The following is an 18,602-nucleotide window of genomic DNA, read 5'->3' on the forward strand; positions in this document are numbered from 1 at the left end:
TGGCGCTTCGCGTCCCGACATTACCAACAATTCTTTGCGTAGTCGTTCCCCGTGCACCACGATTCGTGAGGCGGCCGCATTGAGCTCGCGGAGCTCCTCTGCACTGAATTTGACCGCCATTGCTCCGAGGTTCTCATCCAGATGTTGAGGGTTCGTAGTTCCCGGGATGGAATCCACGGCTTCCGGGCCAGCAACCAGGCAAGGGCAATCTGTGCTGGAGTGGCTTCCTTGCGCCGCGCCCAGTCGCGCAACAGATCGACCAGTACCATGTTCGCCTTGAGCGATTCGGGGGTGAAGCGCGGGTTAGTAAGACGGTAGTCGGTGTAGCCGGGTTTATCAAACCTGGTGTTTTCGTTGATCGTACCAGTGAGGAAGCCCACACCCAGCGGGCTCCAGGCAACCAAGCCGATCCCCAGTTCCTCGAATATGGCAAGCTCTTCCTTTTCCGGGCCGCGCCACAACAGGGAGTATTCGTTTTGCACCGCCGCGACAGGCTGAACAGCATGGGCACGACGAAGTGTCTGCATTCCAGGTTCGGAAAGACCGAAATGCTTGACCTTGCCTTCAGTGATGAGCTCTTTCACCGTACCGGCAACATCTTCGATTGGCACCTTTGGATCGACCCGGTGCTGGTAAAGCAAGTCGATTGCGTCAGTCCTGAGACGCTTGAGGGAAGCCTCGGCAACCTTTCTGATATGCTCCGGGCGGCTATTCAGCCCACCCGTGCGCCGCCCGGTCGCGTAATCAATGTCAAAGCCGAACTTGGTGCCGATCACGACCTTCCCCCTGAACGGGACGAGCGCTTCGCCGACCAGTTCTTCGTTGACGAAGGGACCATAGGCCTCGGCCGTATCGAAGTAGGTTACGCCTCGATCCACGGCGGCATGGATGAGCCGGATCATTTCACGCTTGTCCTTGGGCGGATTGTAGTTGCCGCTGTTCATGCTCATGCACCCCAGCCCGATCGCCGAGACCTCCAGGGGGCCAAGCTTGCGGCGAGCGGTCACCATGGGGCGTGGTGCCGGAGCGCTGAAGCCGACGCGCGGGAGCATCGCCGTAGCCGCCAAAACCAGGCTTCCCACCAAAAAATCGCGGCGATCAAGCATGAACATTCCGCTTTCTCCGCTTTTATTGACAGGTGCTTTACTCATATGTGTTTCTCCTTTTTCGTGTAGACGACAGTTGGTTGTACTGCTCGTCACTAACCTTTTCCAGCCATTCGACGGCATTGCCATTAAGCTGTTCTGCTATGGCGATATGAGTCATGGCTGTGTTTGGCGCGGCTCCGTGCCAATGTTTTACGCCGGGCGGAATCCGTACGACATCACCCTGCCTGATCTCCTCAATCGGGCCACCCCACTGTTGTATTCGGCCGGTGCCCGCTGTCACGATTAAAGTCTGGCCGAGCGGATGGGAGTGCCACGCCGTCCGGGCACCCGGTTGGAACGTGACAAGTCCGCCTGTCGTACGTGCCGGTTCGTGCGCTTTGAATAGCGTGTCGATTTTTACGGAACCTGAAAAGTATTCGGCTGAACCTTGGCTTGAAGGCAGGGAGCCGCTCCGAGCGATAGTGATTCTCTGCTCCGCCTGCCTGTTACTCAGAACTTTACCCAATGTTTCACTAGCATTTGCGGCTTCCTTTTTACCAACGTTTGCTTCGAGAACGGTTATCAGGCTCCGCAGTTGCGCCTCGGTCAGTCCGGTATTCAGTCCGACGTTAAAATGTGACTGCAACTGAGGATTGACCCCCTCGATACTCGCCAAGGCTGAAATGGTTGCCAGCTCCCTGCTCTGGTAATCCAGGTTGTCACGCCCGAAGATGTCCCCGAATAGGTGTCCCTTCAAGAACGCATCAATGGCCGGGGCAAAGGTAATATACTTCCCGGTGGCCGGCGCTCCTATCAGGTGTGTCTGGATTTCGGTCCCAAGTTCGATGCTGCTCCTGTTGGCAGGTATGGAGCTTGGTTCCTTACCGGGAACATCCTTGATCCCTTTCTTGTCCCGTTCTTCCAGGACGCCGATGAAGGTATTGATCCCGTTCAGACTGCGGGGGAACCCGGCATAGGCGTACATCTGCACAAGGATTTCCTTGATTTCGTTGATGGTCAAACCGGCATCCAGCCCATCGTTTAAGGCCGTTTTCAGTTTTTGCAAGTCGCCGCTGGCAGTAAAGGCCGCAATGGTGACAATGTTTTCCTGCTTGGCGTTCAAACCTCCTGTTGTCACGGTCTGAGCCTCCGAAAAGGTTACGATGCTGAATATTGCGGCAAGTGTACTTGCCAGAAGTATGGTGAATTTTTTGTTCATGCGGCTCCCCCTCGATTCAGTTCAACCCCTTTTTCTCCAGAAATCTGGACATCTGGTCGGCGATTTCGAGATTGTTTAGATCCGACATGAGAAAATGCGTGTTTCCGTGAATGCCTATCTCGGGCAGATGGACAATAGTGACATCACCTCCGTGACGGTTCACTACATCTCTCCACGTCTTCGCCACCTCAAGGAATACGCGCCATTGTTCCTGTCCCGGGTTTTGCGAAGGCTGTTTGGGAATGTTATCTCCATAAAAAACAATGATAGGGATTTTGGTGAGCCGCATAAAATCCGCCATGAGCACAGTGGGCGGAGTGACGGTACGACCTGCGAGTTTTATTGACTCAGGCGCTTCTCCTTCTGGAAAAAGAAAATCTCCGCCCGGTTCAAAGGAAACAATGGCGCGGATGTTGTCGTTTTTGATTGCGGTACGCCATCCAGGTCCCCCACTTTGTGAGTGGGTGACGAGAATGCCTTTGCCGATCTTATTGAATAGTTCCGAAACCGCAGCGACATTTACTTCTGCGTTATAAGGGCCTGTATTGGGAGCCATTTGTCTGAAAAACTGGTTCAAGGTCTCCGGGGCTTTTGAAAACTGAACGCCTTCATAAAAATTCGGCCAGGCGCCGAGCCGGAAAATACCAAACCACAATTGTTCGTCCGGGGTAGCGGTAATCGTCGTCGCTTCAGTGCTGCGTGCCGCGCGACCACGTCGAGGCTGATCAATCAAATACACACCGTATCGCTCGCGCAGAAATATATTCTGGAACCCTTCACGCCCATCGGGAGTGGTTTCCCATGTTTTCGCCGTCTGTCCGTGCCCATGCCAGAATACGAGCGGAAACTTTCGGGCGTTTTCCGGTATCTGATAGAAAACAGAGGCATGATCACCGTGAAGCGTTTGTCCAGCGGGGCTGACTCCTGCGGGGTTGTAAGCGCCTTGCGTTATGGGGTCAAAAGTGCCCGGTTCACTTATGACCGTTCCCCCGACTGAAAAACTTCCCTGCTCCTGGATGACCAGTGGCGCGGATATGCCGCTACGCTGGGTGACTGCGCAGGCGGAGAGGCTCAGGCCGCAAAACGTCAGCGTGAGAGCAACGACTATCTTCCCAAACTTGATATTCATAAGTTGGCTCCTTGCTTCAACGTCTCACCGAAGAACCGGATCAATTTACCCATGGCTTGATTCACATACTGCGGTTTCCAGTAGGTTTCGATGTGGGTTGCACCGTCAATCAGGAATAATTCTTTGTTTTTCGCGCTGGTCGCTCCTTTGAAGGCACTCTGGGTCATATACAGGGAATCGGCCTTGCTCCCTGCCATCATCAGTAAGGGTTGGTTGATCAAGTCCATATTGCTGGCGGCATCGAAATTCATTAAATCGAGCAGGCTACTCATAGTGTATCTGAACGTGGAGTTGGGGTGGGCGTGAGTCTTGCCGTAGTATTCAAAGCCCTGACGATAAAGATCAAAAGGGAGCTTGGCGATTTGTTCATCCGTCAGCTTGGTATCGGCTGCATAGATAATCTTGCCTCCGGCCGCTTCTTGCGCGCGGGCGGCAGAAGCTTGCTGCAAGCGTTCCTGTATGGTGGCTACTTGCGAGTCCATAAAGCCGTTGCGTCGTACCAGGCCGGAATTAAACATGCTCAAAGTGGCAACAGACTTAAAACGCTTGTCAGTTTGGGCCGCTTTCAGGGAATAGCCGCCACCTCCACAAATGCCAAGCAAGCCTAAACGGTCAGCATCTACGCCAGCATACTGAGTGATAAAATCAGCCATGCCTCGAATATCTTCAATCCGGTTTGCCGGCTTATCCACATTGCGGGGCAGTCCACCGCTGGCGCCTTGATACGCTGCATCCGCAGCAATGGTGATGTATCCTTGTTCAGCCAGACGCTGAGCATACAAGCCGGCGACTTGCTCTTTCACGCCACCATTGGGGTGGGCCACCACCGCCGCCGGATATTTATTGTTCGGGTTATAGTTCGCAGGGGTATAGACGTTCGCAGAAATATCGATACCATTTAGTTTGTACGTGACTGAATGAATATTGACTTTGCCTCTGACGTTTTCGGTAATCGCTCCGTCATAGGCCAGAGTAAACGGATTTAGTTTATAGTCTGCGGCCATGGCTGCTCCTGATGAAATACTGATAACTGCTGCCAACAACAACGACACAGTTTTTACGATAGACATTGTTTTCTCCTTGCCGGCGTGCTCGGTTAGATATCCAGTTTATGGGTACCAATCCACTTCACCATTTCCGGATCGCGATGATCAAAGAAGCTGCTTTCCCGCCTGTCCAGCGTCGAAATGGCCACCATGTCCTCGGGAGACAGTTTGAAGTCGAAAATGTTGAAGTTCTGAACAATCCGCTCTTTGTTCACTGATTTCGGTATGACCACGACGCTTCTTTGGGTCAGCCAGCGCAGCACCACCTGAGCAACGGATTTGCCATATTTGCTTCCTATGGCAGTGAGCAGTTCGTTGCTGAATAGATCGTTTTTGCCCTCGGCAAAGGGGCCCCAGGATTCGATCTGAACACCGTTTTCTTGAAGGAACCGCTGAGTCTCGACCTGCTGGCAGAAAGGATGTGTTTCTATCTGATTGACCGCCGGTATCACTTCATTGTGAATGATTAGATCCATAATCCGGTCCGGATGGAAATTGCTGACGCCGATTGCCCGGACTTTGCCTTCCCGATACAGATCTTCCATGGCCCGCCAGGACCCGAAGACATCGCCATACGGCTGATGGATCAGATACAGATCCAGATAATCCAGTTGCAGTTTGGCCAGCGATTTATCGAACGCCTTCCGGGTGTTATCGTAGCCCGCATCCTGAACCCAGAGCTTGGTGGTAACAAAGATCTCATGGCGGTCCACACCACTACTCCTGATCGCATTGCCGACAGCTTCTTCATTCATGTAAGACGCCGCCGTATCAATCAATCGATAACCCGCCTGCAGGGCACCACTGACGCTGCGTTCACATTCCTTGGGATCACTGACCTGAAAGACGCCGAATCCGAGAATGGGCATCTCTATGCCATTATTCAAAGTTATTTTCTTCATACTTTTATTTCCTTTATGAATATCTATAGTTTACTCAGCGTCCGGTCATCTCTTCAAGTTTTTCGGGGTAACGGTTTCCGTGTACATTGATCTTTGCTGCGGTCTGCTCGATAGTGGCGAGATCGGCAACCGTAAGTTTGATGGAAACAGCACCGATGTTCTCGTCCAGACGATCCAACTTTGTGGTTCCCGGGATCGGCACTATCCACGGTTTCTGCTCCAGGAGCCAGGCCAAGGCAATTTGGGCCGGAGTTGCGTTATTCTCAGCCGCGATGCTGCCGAGCAGATCAACCAAAGCCTGATTCGCTTTCAATGCCTCGGGGGTAAAACGTGGCAGAGTGCTACGGAAGTCGGTACTGTCGAAGATGGTGTTTTCATCCATCTTGCCGGTGAGGAACCCTTTGCCTAGCGGGCTGTAGGCAACCAGGCCGATGCCGAGTTCTTCGAGGGTCGGCAGGATTTCCGCTTCAGGGCGTCGCCACCAGAGCGAGTATTCGCTCTGCAGTGCCGTCACCGGCTGGACGGCGTGGGCACGGCGGATCGTCTGTACTCCAGCCTCGGACAGTCCGAAGTGCCTGACCTTGCCTGCCTGGATCAGCTCTTTCACCGCTCCTGCCACCTCTTCGATCGGCACGTCCGGATCAACCCGGTGCTGATAGAACAGATCGATGACATCGGTCCGGAGCCGCTTGAGCGAAGCCTCGGCCACCTGCCTGATATTCTCCGGCCGGCTGTTCAGGACCGGCCCGCTCCCCTTCATCGCCCGGGGATCGACAGTGGTATCGAAACCGAACTTGGTGGCAATCACCACCTGATCCCGCAGCGGCGCAAGCGCCTCACCGACTAGGTCCTCGTTGGTGAACGGGCCATAGACTTCTGCTGTATCGAAAAAAGTGACGCCCCGTTCCACGGCTGTCCGGATTAACGAAATCATCTCCTGCCTGTCTTTGGGCGGACCGTACGAAAAGCTCATTCCCATGCAGCCGAGACCGAGTGCCGAAACCTCAAGGCCACTATTTCCTAGCGTACGTTTTTGCATTATTTTCTCCTTGCACTTGTTCAAGTCTACCTTGTTGATGATTATAACTTACTCCAGCCAAAGCAAAGGCAGATAGACCAATCCTGTCGATTTATTGCCTAATACTACTTTATGCTGAAAATTTATTGTAACGCGTAATGGGGTCGGATAGTATTCAAGCAGGAGGAATGTATGATAAACGAGCTACCTATAAAGGATATTGGAGATAAAAGCCTGGGAATTGCAGTTGCAGATTTGGTGAAGAGTATTGCCCGATGCACTGAAAAGGGCGAGCTATATACAACTGCCGTACCTGGCTTGTCACTTTTTAGGCGGGACGAACCGACCGGACCGATCAGCGGCATGTATGAACCGAGTATTTGCATGGCCGTACAAGGGGCCAAGCGGGTGTTGTTGGGAGACGACTCGTATGTTTATGATGCGCACCATTATTTGATCACGTCCGTTCAACTACCGACGATTGTGCAGATTATCGAAGCGAGCCCGGAGAAACCTTACCTGGGGCTCAGGCTGAAATTTGATCTGAAAGAGATATCGCAACTAATGATGGACAGCAATCTTCCCCAGCCGCGTGCACAACAATCAAGTCGCGGCATGGCGACCGGCGAGGTAACACTGCCACTGCTCAACGCCATTCAACGGATGATCGACTTGCTCTCAGAAGAGAAGGACATTCCGATCCTTGCGCCGGTCATCCAGCGGGAAATCATTTACCGTTTACTTGTGGGGGATCAAGGTGCGCGTCTGCGCCAGATTGCCTCAGCGGGGAGTCAGAGTCATCAGATCGCGCGGGCAATCGATTGGTTGAAGACTAACTTTACACAGCCGTTGCGTATCGATGACCTCGCTGCGCAGGCCCGCATGAGTAGTTCAACGTTTCATCACCATTTCCGATCGATGACCGCTTTAAGTCCGTTACAATTCCAGAAGCAACTGCGCTTGCAAGAAGCAAGGCGTTTAATGCTGGCAGAACATATGGATGCCGCAACCGCAGCGTTTCAAGTAGGCTACGAGAGCCCTTCGCAGTTCAGCCGTGAATACAACCGGTTGTTTGGTGCACCACCGTTACGAGACATTACGACACTACGTCAGATGTCTACCGCTCAATAAATTATTGTCAGGAGTAGTATGGATATATTGTCCTTGCTGCTATGGGAGCGTAGATAGCGATGTCTTCATTCTGTAGCCCAGTCAAAGTGTCCTCCCAGTGCCCAGCACCGTCTTCGTTGGGGAGCCATAAAATTCGAGGGGTTAGACGACACGTCTAACCCCTCTTTTATTTCAGGTAACCTCTGCATAGCCGGTAGCAAAATCCGGCGATTCGGCCAAACTTCCATTTTCGATGAATTGAGCTCTGCCCTCCAGAAGATCCTCGACACCTCCCAGGCGCCAATCATGTTTTCGTTAAGGGTGAAATTCCGGTAATAAGGATTCCTGATGCAATGATTCGCTAATAGTGAGTTTTGTAAAGAACCTGATAAAATAAATAAAAGAACCGCGGCAGATGATTTCGTTCACTTCGTATCGGTGGGTATCCCCGCTCAGACCGGTTCACAAACCCGGCCCGCAGAAAGGAGTTGAGCATCATGAACGCAACCGTAACTGCGCATGAACTGCAGCAGCTGATCGCTAGCAATTCTGTCAGCCTGATAGATGTTCTTCTGCCTGAAGATTTTGCCTGTCGACATATTGCCGGCGCCGGAAATGCCTGCGTCTACGAGATGGTCTTTCTGGAACGGATCGCGGAGTGTGTGCCGGACCGGGACAGGGCTGTCGTTGTCTATGATTACAGCGGTACGACCCTGGCTGCCCGTACCGCCAAGGAAAAACTGGAACACGCAGGGTACCGCAATGTGGCGATTCTGGAGGGAGGTTTGCAGGCCTGGCAGGCGACCGGGTTTGCGGTCGAGTCGAGCGCTCCGCTCCCGCCACCGCCCACGGTTCGTGACGGTGTCTATCATATCGATGTGGAAAAGAGTGTTCTTGAATGGACCGGTCGCAATATCAATAACTGCCACCATGGCCGGATCGCAATCTCCGGTGGCGAAGTCGTTCTGGCGAATGGCCGCCCGGTGTCGGGCAGTTTCGTGCTCGACATGAACACGATAACTAATCTGGATCTTCAGGATGAAGGCTGGCGGGGTATGCTGCTCCGGCACCTTAAATCCGAGGACTTCTTCGACGTGGAACGCTATCCCAAGGCAACCTTCGAGTTGCGTGGTGCAGCCGCGATTGCCGGGGCCACACCCGGAGCACCAAGCGTGGAAATTGCCGGTTTGCTGACCATCAAGGAGACGTCCCGTTCGATCTGCTTCCCGGCGATTATAGCAGCGCAGGAGGACGGCAGTCTCAAGGCCCAGGCTGCACTCGACCTCGATCGTACTCTCTGGAATGTCTGCTATGGTTCTGGCAAGCTTTATGAACGGCTCGGCATGCACCTGGTGAATGATCTGATCAGCGTGGAGATGTTTATCGTCGCAAACCGCCCGTGATTATTGGCCCAAGGTAAAAAAGATCGTAGCACCTTCGTCAACCTTGGATTCCGCCCAGATTTTTCCTTCGTGCTTTTCAATTATACGATGCACCGTTGCCAGGCCGATTCCAGTGCCTTTGAATTCTTTTTCGCTGTGCAGACGGGAAAACGGCTGAAACAACTTGCTGACATACGCCATATCAAAACCTGCCCCATTGTCCCTCACAAAATACACTTTTTGATCCGCGCGGCTTTCCGCACCGAACTCTATCGATGCCAGCGGCTTTTTTAAGGTGTATTTGTAGGCGTTTCCAAGCAGGTTATGCATGCAGATGTTGAGAAGCTTACGGTCGCCACGCGCGAATACGTCCGGGGCAACGCGGAATTGCATGGTTCGCTCGCCATGGACCTCAATCAATTCAGCCATCACCTGTCGGGAAAGTTCGCTAAGGTTTATCGGCTCCGATGTGATTTCGGTCTTGGACAGCCGATTCATCATGAGAAGCGCATCGACTGCTGACTTCAACTGCTGGACCGAGCAACCAAGGCGTCCTACGTAATATTGCAAATCGCCATAATCCCCGCTCTTGAAGCATTCGAAAATAACCTCCCTGAAGCCCTCCAATCTGGCAATTGGCGCTCGCAGCTCATGGGATATTGCATAACAGAACGCTTCCAGCTCTTTGTTTGAGTTTTCCAACTCCGCAGTCCGCTCCAGGACTCGCTTTTCCAGGTCTGCATTGAGTATGCGAATTTGCTCCTCTGCCCTCTTCTGCTCGGTCACATCAACCATGACCGCCTGGGAACGGATCACCTCGCCGGTGGCGTTCCATTCGGCCACGGCGGTGAGAAGCACGTCAACTATCTCTCCGTTCTTTTTCATCATCTGATACGGGATATCCTGGCAATGGCCGGACCTGAAAAATGCTGGAATAACAATCTCTTCGGCATAGCGGCTTGACTCCTCGGTCAAGAATTCCGTCGATTTTCGTCCGATCACCTCGTTTCGTTCGTAGCCCAGGTGGAACAACCAATAATTACTGACATTCACTATGCGCCCGACTCCGTCTATGGAATGCAGCATGACCGGCGTATCTTCATAAAGATGCCGGTAACGTTCTTCGCTTTCCTTGAGAGCGTTATCTGCTCTTTTTCGTTCGGAAATGTCTTCCTTCACCGCCACGTAGTTGGTAATGACCCCTTCCGCATCGAATAGGGGAGAGATGGATGCCGACTCCCAGTAAAGTTCTCCGCTCTTTTTCCGGCTCTGAAATTCGCCTTGCCACTCGTAGCCGGCGGTTATCGTGCTCCAGAGCTTTTCATAAGTATCCGATTCTCTTGCGTTCAATTTCGGAATTCTGGGGGTTTTTCCGATAACTTCTTCAGGGAGGTAACCGGTAATCTCCGTAAATTTGGGATTAACATACTCTACCACGCCTTTCGCATCGGTTATAATGACCATGCAGGGACTCTGTTCGACTGCGCGGGTAAGCTTGCAGATGTATTCACTCTGTTTCCGGACATGTCTTTCCAGAGTGATCCGGGCAACACAATCTTCTATGGCCTCAAAAAGCTTTTCTTGGTCAATCGGCTTCAGCACATACCGGTTGATGCCTATATCTATGGCATTCAGCAGGTAGCGCGTATCGCTGTGAGCGGTAATGACGATAATGCTGGCATCGGGGTTCAGCACCCGAATTTCACTCGCCAAGCGGATCCCGTCCATGACCGGCATGCTTATATCGGTAAGGACGATATCCGGCCGGTGCTCTTTGTACAACGCCAGGCCGATCTGACCATTTTCAGCAGCTAAAAGGTTCAACCCCGGAAATTTAACGGGGATCATCGTGCATATGAGATCCCTGGTAATCGGATCGTCTTCCACATAGAGGATCGAAACCTCTGATGTACCAAGGGTATATGGTTCCATATCAGACCTCTATCCGAAATTCGGCTCCGCCGTCGAAATTGCGTGCGGTAAGCCGTCCTTTCATGTTTTTCTCAATTATGGTTTTCGACATGAACAGCCCGACTCCCGTCCCCTTGTCCGGCCCTTTGGTGGTAAAGTAGGGATCGAAAATCTTGTCCATTATGTCCTCGGAAACCCCGCCGGCGTTGTCGTTAATGGTCACGACAGCCTTGTCGTTTTCCCGGCAGATGGTGATCGTAACCCTCGGGTCGGCGACTTTCGCCTCGGAAAGTGCATCTCTGGCATTGACCAGTATGTTAAGGAGAACCTGGGCGTACTCGTTCGGATGGCCATTGATGATCGGATCATCTGACAGATTAACTTCGATCTTGATCCGTTGGTCGTTAAAACTCCCTTCGATGAGAGACAGTGTTTTTGTAACTACCTCCAGCACTTCGAACTCAACGTATTCCTTGTCTGGTTTGAAGAAATTCCTGAAGTCGTCAATTGTCTGGGACATATGCCTGATTATCTCCATGGACTTTTTGACACTGTCGTCGAAATAATCCTTGCTGAACTTGCCGACATCATAAAAAACCTGCATTTGCTGGAGCATGAGTCCCAGTGTATTTAACGGCTGTCGCCACTGGTGGGCGATATTGCCGATCATCTCCCCCATGGCCGCCTGGCGGTTCTGCTGCATGAGCAACTGGTCTTTTTTGCGCAGAGCCTCCATGGCCCGCAAACGCTCGGCCGTTTCCTCCCGCAAAGAGTGTTCCGCCTTCCGGCGACGGGCCTCTCGATCAATATTGTCGAGGGCGAAGGAGATGTCCGTTGCCATCTGTTGCAGCAGTTCAACGAATTGCCAGCTAAAAAAGTCTTTCTCGTCGGAATATATGTTTAAGACCCCGACAGCCTTTCCGTTTAATTTAAAAGAGATTGATGCCGAAGAGTTGAAGCCGCGCTTCATTGCTTCTTTCTGCCAAGGAATAGCGCGTGTATCGTTTATCAAGTCGTTGCTGATAACGATAGTCCCTTCTCGAACGGCTGAACCGACCGGTCTCGTTGATTTTGGCTCTTCCTTGGCGGGAATCCGTATGTCGTCAATGAAGCCTTCATTGGTGCCGCTCCACGTAACCGGTTTTATCACATCGGATTCTTCGTCAAGAAGTCCTATCCAAGCCAACTGGAAACCTCCATGCTCTACGGTGACCCGGCAGATTTCATGAAATAAGGATTCACGGTCGACGGATCGCACGATTGCCTGGTTGGTCTCGCACAACACTGCGTAGAGCCTGTTCAGGCGCAGCAACTTTTCTTCGGTAAGCTTACGCTTGGTAATGTCGGTAATCGCAGTTCGATAGACGGTCTGCCCTGTGGCATATTGAACCGGAACGCTGTACAACTGCGCCTGAAGCGTTTTACCCCCCTGTATCGTAATGCCTAACTCCGACACAACTTCCTCTTCGATATGATTGTGCCGCTGAATGTGATTCAGAAATGTCTGCGTGTCTCCACTATTCACACAGCATATAAACGGCATGCCGATCAGGTGATTCCGGTCAATCCCCAATAATCTCGCACCGGTCAGATTTACATCCTGAATTACCCCCTTATCGTCAAGGGTAACATAACTGAGCGGAGCAAAGTTGTATAAGTCCCAGTACCGGTCAAGGGAAGTTTCCAGTTCTTGATGCATTTCCCGCAACTTCCGGTTCTGCATCTCCAGTTCCTTCTGTTTTTTTTCAAGTTGCGCCGTCCGCTCCGCAACCCGCATTTCCAACTCATCATGAGCCCGCCGAAGCCGCTCTTCGCTCTCTTGTAACGCCTTTTCTGCCTTCTTTCGTTCGGTAATGTCATGGGCGATCACTGAAACGCCTGTAACTTTTCCTGTTGAATCAATGATCGGAGAAAAGGTCAGGGAGACATGGATTTGCCTGCCAGCCTTCGTCATCCGCACTGTTTCAAGGCTATTTACGTGACCGCCACTCTTGATCTTGGTGATAATCTGCATAACCTCCCCAAGATGATCAGGGGGAATTAGCGTGGAGAAATGCCTTCCATTGATTTCCTCGGAGGTATAGCCGTATATTTTCTCCGCGCCCCAATTCCAGCTCGTAATAAAGCCATCCAAGGTTTCCCCTATGATTGCATCATCCGAACTCTCAACAATTGATGCCAAAAACTGCAGACGCTCCTCCATCCGTTTCCGTTCAGTAATATCTTCCTTAACCGCGACAAAATTGCTGATGCTGCCGCTGGCATCCTTGAACGATGAAAGGGAGGCAAGTTCATAATAAAGTTCACCGTTCGTTTTTTTGTTGATTAATTCCTTTTCAAACATGGCTCTCTTCCTTCCTCTTCGGGGAGTTAGAAGCAACAAGCTGAGCAATTTCGGCAAACATTTACACCGCTACCTCACTCATGGAAAACGAGAAGGCACGACTAAGCTTAACGCAATCGCACAATAATACAAAATCATTACAAATTAGCGAAGGTTTATTTTATTAAACTCAGATTTTGTTGTCAGGAAAGGTGATTATAATCGTCAATCACTTAAGTTTTGCAGGCTTCCAAGAAGGGAGAAAGATTGTAACTAATTCAGCACGCCTAAGTAACGGACTGGTTTTTCAGGAGCGCGGACAACCTGAATAGTTACTTTAAATAAAATGGTTAGAGCGGAAACCAGGTTGTCTTTGTATTTTCAATGCAGCAAGGCTTTACAGCAATTTCCGCAGGAACATCCCCGTATAGGATCGCGTCACCCGTGCCACCTCCTCCGGTGTGCCGGTTGCAATCACCTCGCCGCCCCGGTCACCCCCCTCGGGTCCCAGATCGATGAGGTAGTCGGCTGTCTTGATCACGTCCAGGTTGTGTTCGATGATGACGATGGTGTTGCCCCCCTCGACGAGCTTTTCCAGCACTTCCAGGAGCTTCTGGATGTCGGCGAAATGGAGGCCGGTGGTCGGTTCATCGAGGATGTAGATGGTCCGGCCAGTGGCCCGCTTGGAGAGCTCCTTGGCCAGCTTGACGCGCTGGGCCTCCCCTCCCGAAAGGGTGGTGGCGGACTGGCCGAGCTTGATGTAACCGAGCCCGACCTCCTCCAGGGTTTTCAGCTTGTTCTTGATCCGCGGGATGTTTTCCATGAACTGCAGCGCCTGGGAGACGGTCATGTCCAGGACCTCGGCGATGGATTTCCCCTTGTAGCGCACCTCCAGTGTTTCCCGGTTGTAGCGGGCCCCCTTGCAGACCTCGCACTGCACATAGACGTCGGGGAGGAAGTGCATTTCGATCTTGATGATGCCGTCCCCGGAACAGGCCTCGCAACGCCCCCCCTTGACATTGAACGAGTAGCGCCCCGGCTTGTAGCCACGCATCTTCGATTCGGGGAGCTGGGCGAAGATGTCGCGGATATCGGCAAAGACGCCGGTGTAGGTGGCGGGGTTGGAGCGCGGAGTTCGGCCGATCGGTGACTGATCGATGTTGATCACCTTGTCGAGCGCCTCAAGCCCGGTGATCTGTTTCACCGCCCCTGCTTTCTCCCTGCTCCGGTAAAGCCGCTGGCAGAGTACCTTGTAGAGGGTGTCGATGACCAGCGTCGATTTGCCTGAGCCGGACACGCCGGTCACGCAGGTCAACACGCCGAGCGGGATATCCACCTCGACGTCATTGAGGTTGTTCTCCGTGGCGCCGGTTATGCGCAGGAACTTAGCCGGCCTTCTCCGCAGTTTCGGCACCGCGATGGCAAGTTTGCCGGACAGGTACTTGCCGGTAAGGGAATCGGGGTTTTCCATGATTTCCGCCGGCGTTCCCTGGGCCACCACACGCCCGCCGAGGACTCCCGCACCCGGCCCCATGTCTATCACGTGATCCGCTTCAAGGATCGTCTCTTCGTCGTGCTCCACCACGAGCACCGTGTTCCCCAGGTCGCGCATATGCTTGAGGGTCTGGAGGAGGCGGGCATTGTCCCGCTGATGGAGGCCGATGGACGGCTCGTCGAGGATGTAGAGAACGCCGACGAGGCTGGAGCCGATCTGGGTCGCCAGCCTGATCCGCTGCCCTTCCCCGCCGGAAAGGGTGCCGGACGAACGGTCGAGCGACAGGTAGTCGAGCCCCACATTGACGAGAAAATGGAGCCTCTCCCGGATCTCCTTGAGGATGCGGCGGGCGATCTCCTCCTCCTTTTCAGTCAGGTGCAGATTAGCGAAAAACTCCAGGCAGTCCTTGATGGAGAGGGCGGTGACGTCGCAGATATTGTGGCCGTCGATCCGGACGAAAAGCGCTTCCCTCTTCAGCCGGGCACCCTTGCAGGTGGGGCAGGGCATGATGTTCATGTATTTTTCCAGCTCTTCCCGCACCTGGTCGGACTCGCTCTCCCGGTAACGGCGCTCCAGGTTGTTGAGCACCCCCTCGAACTCCTTCTGGTAGATATGTTTTCGCCCGCCATCCTCCTCCCACCAGAACTCGACCTTATCCCCCCCGGAGCCGTGAAGGATGATATCCCGGGCCTTTGTCGGAAGCTTTTTGAACGGGGTGCGGATGTCGAAGTCGTACGCCTTGGCCAGGGCTTCCAGTGTCTGGTGATACCAGCCGGAGAGCCGCTTTTCCCACGGGGCGATGGCCCCCTCGCGGATGGAGAGATCCGGGTTGGGAATCACCAGCTCGGCATCGAAGTACATGCGCGTCCCGAGGCCCGTGCAGTCAGGGCAGGCGCCATAGGGGTTGTTGAAGGAGAACATGCGCGGCGTCATTTCCGGGTAAGAGATGCCGCAGTCGATGCAGGCGAAGCTCTCGGAAAAGAGCATGGTATCCGCCCAGAGCGACTTCTTGCCCGCAGCTTTTTTGCCCTTGCCGTTGGCAGGCTCTGCCGCGGAATCAGCCTGAGGATTTTCCTGTATGGCGACCTTGACGATCCCTTCGGCGTGGTTCAATGCCGTTGCCAGTGAATCTGCCAGCCTGCGCTGAATGCCTTCCTTGACGATGAGCCGGTCGACGACGATATCGATGTCGTGTTTCTTGTTTTTGTCGAGGGTGATCTCCTCTGCGAGGTCATGGGGAACATTATCGATGATGACGCGGACAAAGCCGTCCTTCCTCAGTTGGTTCAGCTCCTTCCGGTATTCGCCCTTGCGGCCGCGGATCATGGGGGAGAGGAGGTTGATCCGCGTCCCCTCTGGCATGGCCATGATCTGGTCCACCATCTGGGAGACGGTCTGGGCGGTGATCTCCTTGCCGCAGCTGTAGCAGTGGGGTTTGCCTACCCGGGCAAAGAGGAGGCGCAGATAGTCGTAGATTTCGGTAACGGTGCCGACCGTGGAACGGGGGTTCTTGCTCGTGGTCTTCTGCTCGATGGAAATAGCCGGGCTCAAACCCTCTATGGATTCCACATCCGGCTTTTCCATCTGCTCCAGGAACTGGCGGGCGTAGGCAGAGAGGGATTCCACGTAGCGCCGCTGGCCTTCGGCATAGATGGTGTCAAAGGCGAGGGTCGACTTGCCGGAACCGGAGATGCCGGTGATCACCACAAGCTGGTCACGGGGTATCTCCACGTCGATGCACTTCAGGTTATGTTCGCATGCACCCTTGATAATTATCTTGTCGGTTGCCATGAATTGGTGCTCCACATTCGGTTATATTTTGCATTCAAGAGCCTGAGTACGACAGCAGGGAAAGGAAACCGCCCATCAATAATACCGTATTGAGGGGAGTCAATCCAGTCACATATTAAAGTCTTATCGGCGCATTACGCCAACTAGGAGTTTGTCGGACTTAGGAATGAATCTACTGCGAGATTTGCCATTCTCGTTACGATTCCCTAAGTCCGACAGGCTCCTGGGGGTTGCAGAATAAAAAAAAGCCCCGGATCGCTCCGGGGCCTTTTGGTTGTGTTTAAAGATATCTTTAAACTCTGTTGACGTTGGCTGCCTGAAGACCTTTTGGGCCTTTCTGCACTTCGAATGTTACTGCCTCGCCTTCGGCCAGAGATTTGAAACCATCGCCCATGATTGCGGAGAAGTGCACGAACACATCATCGCCATTATCCTGCTCGATAAAGCCAAAACCCTTGCTGTCATTGAACCATTTTACCGTACCGTTTGCCATTCTAACTTTCTCCTACTACTGCCTTGTTAATTTTACCCAGACGTAATCCCTGGACATCTTGGTGAGCTTACGGGTTTCGGCCAATCATGTCAAGCATTTATTTTCCGTTCAGATGCCTGCAATTTCCCGCCCGGCCTGGAGCAGTTCCGCGACAACGCCCGGATCATTTGCCTCGCTGTAAAGCCGCAGCACCGGCTCGGTGCCGGAGGGGCGAATAAGCAGCCAGGAGCCGTCGGCGAAGATATATTTGAAACCATCCTTGAAGTTCTCCTCGGCCACGGGGCGGGAGGCAATGGTTTTTAACCCTTCGTGTTTAAGCTTTGCGATCAGTCGCTCCTTGGCCGCATTTTCGATGGGGGCATCGATGCGGCGGTAGTAGAAATGACCGATCTCGTCCATGGTTTCATCGAGCAGCTGCCGCAGCCCCTTGCCGCTCATTGCCATGGCCTCAAGAAGCAACAGCCCCATCAGTATCCCGTCCCGTTCCGGTATATGCCCCTTGACCCCCAGGCCACCCGATTCCTCCCCCCCCATGAGGATGTCGTGCTCAAGCATCAGTTCGCAGATGTGCTTGAAGCCGATGGGTGTTTCGAACAGCGCGAGACCGTATTTTTCCGCGAGGAGATCGATCATCCGCGTCGTGGAAACGGTTTTCACCACGTCGCCGCGCAAACCCTTGCGCTCATAGAGATGGCGCAGCAGCACCGTGAAGATACGGTGGGACGAGAAAAACTCACCCGTCTCATCCACTGCGCCGATCCGGTCTGCATCCCCGTCCAAGGCGAGTCCCACCTTGTAGGCGCCGCTCTTCACCAGCATGGAGAGTTCGGCGAGGTGCTCCTCGATCGGTTCCGGCGCCTGACCGCCGAAGGCGGGGTTGTCGATGGTATGGATCTCTGCGGTACCCGGCAGGAGTTCCGGTATGAAGCCGGTCCCGGCGCCGTACATGGGATCGACCACCGCAGGGATTTGTGCCTTGCGGATCAGATCCAGATCCACATAACGCGCCAGTTGCCTGAAGTACGGCTCTCTGGCGTTGATCAGGCTCACCTTGCCACCCTTTATCCCATCGGCCAGAGGCATGGCCTGCACACTGCGGTTGCCGGCCATGTTCCGTGCAACCATTTCCTCCAGCACCTTGGTGGTGGAAGGTCTGGCAGAACCGCCAAAAGCCTCCTTCACCTTGAAACCGTTATATTTCGGGGGATTGTGGCTGGCGGTAATCATGACCCCGGCGCCGGCGCCCCGTTCGTGCACAGCCCAGGAAACAGCGGGAGTAGGGGCATAGTTGTCAGTCAGCCAGACATGGATGTCGTTGCCGGCAGCGATCTCTGCCACTCTCTCGGCAAATTCGCGGGAAAGAAAACGCCGGTCGTAGCCGACTACCAGCCCCTTGCCGGCCAGACCCTCCTTGTGGAGATAGTCCATGGTGGCCTGAGCCACCAGAGAAAGGTTGTCGAAGGTAAATTCCCTGGCAATCACCCCGCGCCAGCCATCGGTACCGAATTTTATCTGCAAACCAGAATCCTCCTGTGGATAGAATGTATCAAGATATTAGCAGCGGGTCATTTTCTCCATCTGAACCGAATATGTCAACCATTTGTTGTGATCCAGCTGCCGAACAAGGGTTGACCGGAGGCATGGATTGGCTTATAAATGGCGTATAATTCCAATTTCAAATCAAGGATGAAATCG

Annotated in this window: 13 protein-coding genes; 2 read left to right on the plus strand and 11 right to left on the minus strand. The window is 53.3% G+C overall.

The features are described from left to right. Positions 1-20 precede the first annotated feature (20 nt). The 6 genes from GURA_RS22220 to GURA_RS22245 are packed head-to-tail and all read right to left on the minus strand — an operon-like array spanning position 21 to position 6,423. The gene (locus GURA_RS22220; RefSeq protein ID WP_327049725.1) at positions 21-1,151 is read right to left on the minus strand and encodes an aldo/keto reductase; all 1,131 of its coding nucleotides are present in this window, start codon (positions 1,149-1,151) and stop codon (positions 21-23) included. Then, positions 1,144-2,307 carry a (R)-mandelonitrile lyase gene (locus GURA_RS22225; RefSeq protein WP_011941139.1) on the minus strand — a complete coding sequence of 388 codons (1,164 nt, stop codon included), beginning with the start codon at positions 2,305-2,307 and terminating at the stop codon, positions 1,144-1,146. Before GURA_RS22225 ends, GURA_RS22220 begins: the two co-directional genes overlap by 8 nt. Positions 2,308-2,323: 16 nt before the next feature. After that, positions 2,324-3,436, minus strand: a complete 1,113-nt coding sequence (locus GURA_RS22230) for an alpha/beta hydrolase (protein WP_011941140.1) — start codon at positions 3,434-3,436, stop codon at positions 2,324-2,326. After that, positions 3,433-4,506 carry an alpha/beta hydrolase gene (locus GURA_RS22235; RefSeq protein WP_011941141.1) on the minus strand — a complete coding sequence of 358 codons (1,074 nt, stop codon included), beginning with the start codon at positions 4,504-4,506 and terminating at the stop codon, positions 3,433-3,435. Before GURA_RS22235 ends, GURA_RS22230 begins: the two co-directional genes overlap by 4 nt. A 26-nt stretch (positions 4,507-4,532) precedes the next feature. Continuing rightward, entirely contained in the window at positions 4,533-5,384 is an 852-nt protein-coding gene (locus GURA_RS22240; protein WP_011941142.1) for an aldo/keto reductase, read from the minus strand. Between the two features lie 34 nt (positions 5,385-5,418). After that, positions 5,419-6,423, minus strand: a complete 1,005-nt coding sequence (locus GURA_RS22245; protein WP_011941143.1) for an aldo/keto reductase — start codon at positions 6,421-6,423, stop codon at positions 5,419-5,421. Positions 6,424-6,594: 171 nt separating this feature from the next. On the opposite strand from GURA_RS22245, the gene GURA_RS22250 reads away from it, so the two are divergent. Together GURA_RS22250 and GURA_RS22255 are read left to right on the plus strand one after the other, a co-directional pair. Then, a complete protein-coding gene (locus GURA_RS22250) occupies positions 6,595-7,533 on the plus strand; it encodes an AraC family transcriptional regulator (RefSeq protein WP_011941144.1) in 939 nt (312 codons plus the stop codon). 476 nt (positions 7,534-8,009) lie between these two features. Continuing rightward, the gene (locus GURA_RS22255; protein ID WP_011941145.1) at positions 8,010-8,915 is read left to right on the plus strand and encodes a YceI family protein; all 906 of its coding nucleotides are present in this window, start codon (positions 8,010-8,012) and stop codon (positions 8,913-8,915) included. On the opposite strand, the gene GURA_RS23105 is transcribed toward GURA_RS22255, so the two are convergent. The 5 genes from GURA_RS23105 to GURA_RS22285 all read right to left on the minus strand — a co-directional run bounded on the left by GURA_RS23105 (position 8,916) and on the right by GURA_RS22285 (position 18,425). Further along, entirely contained in the window at positions 8,916-10,826 is a 1,911-nt protein-coding gene (locus tag GURA_RS23105; protein WP_011941146.1) for a PAS domain S-box protein, read from the minus strand. A gap of 1 nt (position 10,827) precedes the next feature. Beyond that, positions 10,828-13,206 carry a PAS domain S-box protein gene (locus GURA_RS23110; RefSeq protein WP_327049726.1) on the minus strand — a complete coding sequence of 793 codons (2,379 nt, stop codon included), beginning with the start codon at positions 13,204-13,206 and terminating at the stop codon, positions 10,828-10,830. Positions 13,207-13,525: 319 nt separating this feature from the next. Next, a complete protein-coding gene (gene uvrA, locus GURA_RS22275; RefSeq protein WP_011941148.1) occupies positions 13,526-16,414 on the minus strand; it encodes an excinuclease ABC subunit UvrA in 2,889 nt (962 codons plus the stop codon). Positions 16,415-16,706: 292 nt separating this feature from the next. Then, positions 16,707-16,907 carry a cold-shock protein gene (locus GURA_RS22280; RefSeq protein WP_011941149.1) on the minus strand — a complete coding sequence of 67 codons (201 nt, stop codon included), beginning with the start codon at positions 16,905-16,907 and terminating at the stop codon, positions 16,707-16,709. Positions 16,908-17,015: 108 nt separating this feature from the next. Beyond that, the gene (locus GURA_RS22285) at positions 17,016-18,425 is read right to left on the minus strand and encodes a phosphoglucomutase/phosphomannomutase family protein (protein WP_011941150.1); all 1,410 of its coding nucleotides are present in this window, start codon (positions 18,423-18,425) and stop codon (positions 17,016-17,018) included. Between the last annotated feature and the right edge of the window lie 177 nt (positions 18,426-18,602).

The organism is Geotalea uraniireducens Rf4 (assembly GCF_000016745.1).
Taxonomy (GTDB): Bacteria; Desulfobacterota; Desulfuromonadia; order Geobacterales; family Geobacteraceae; genus Geotalea; species Geotalea uraniireducens.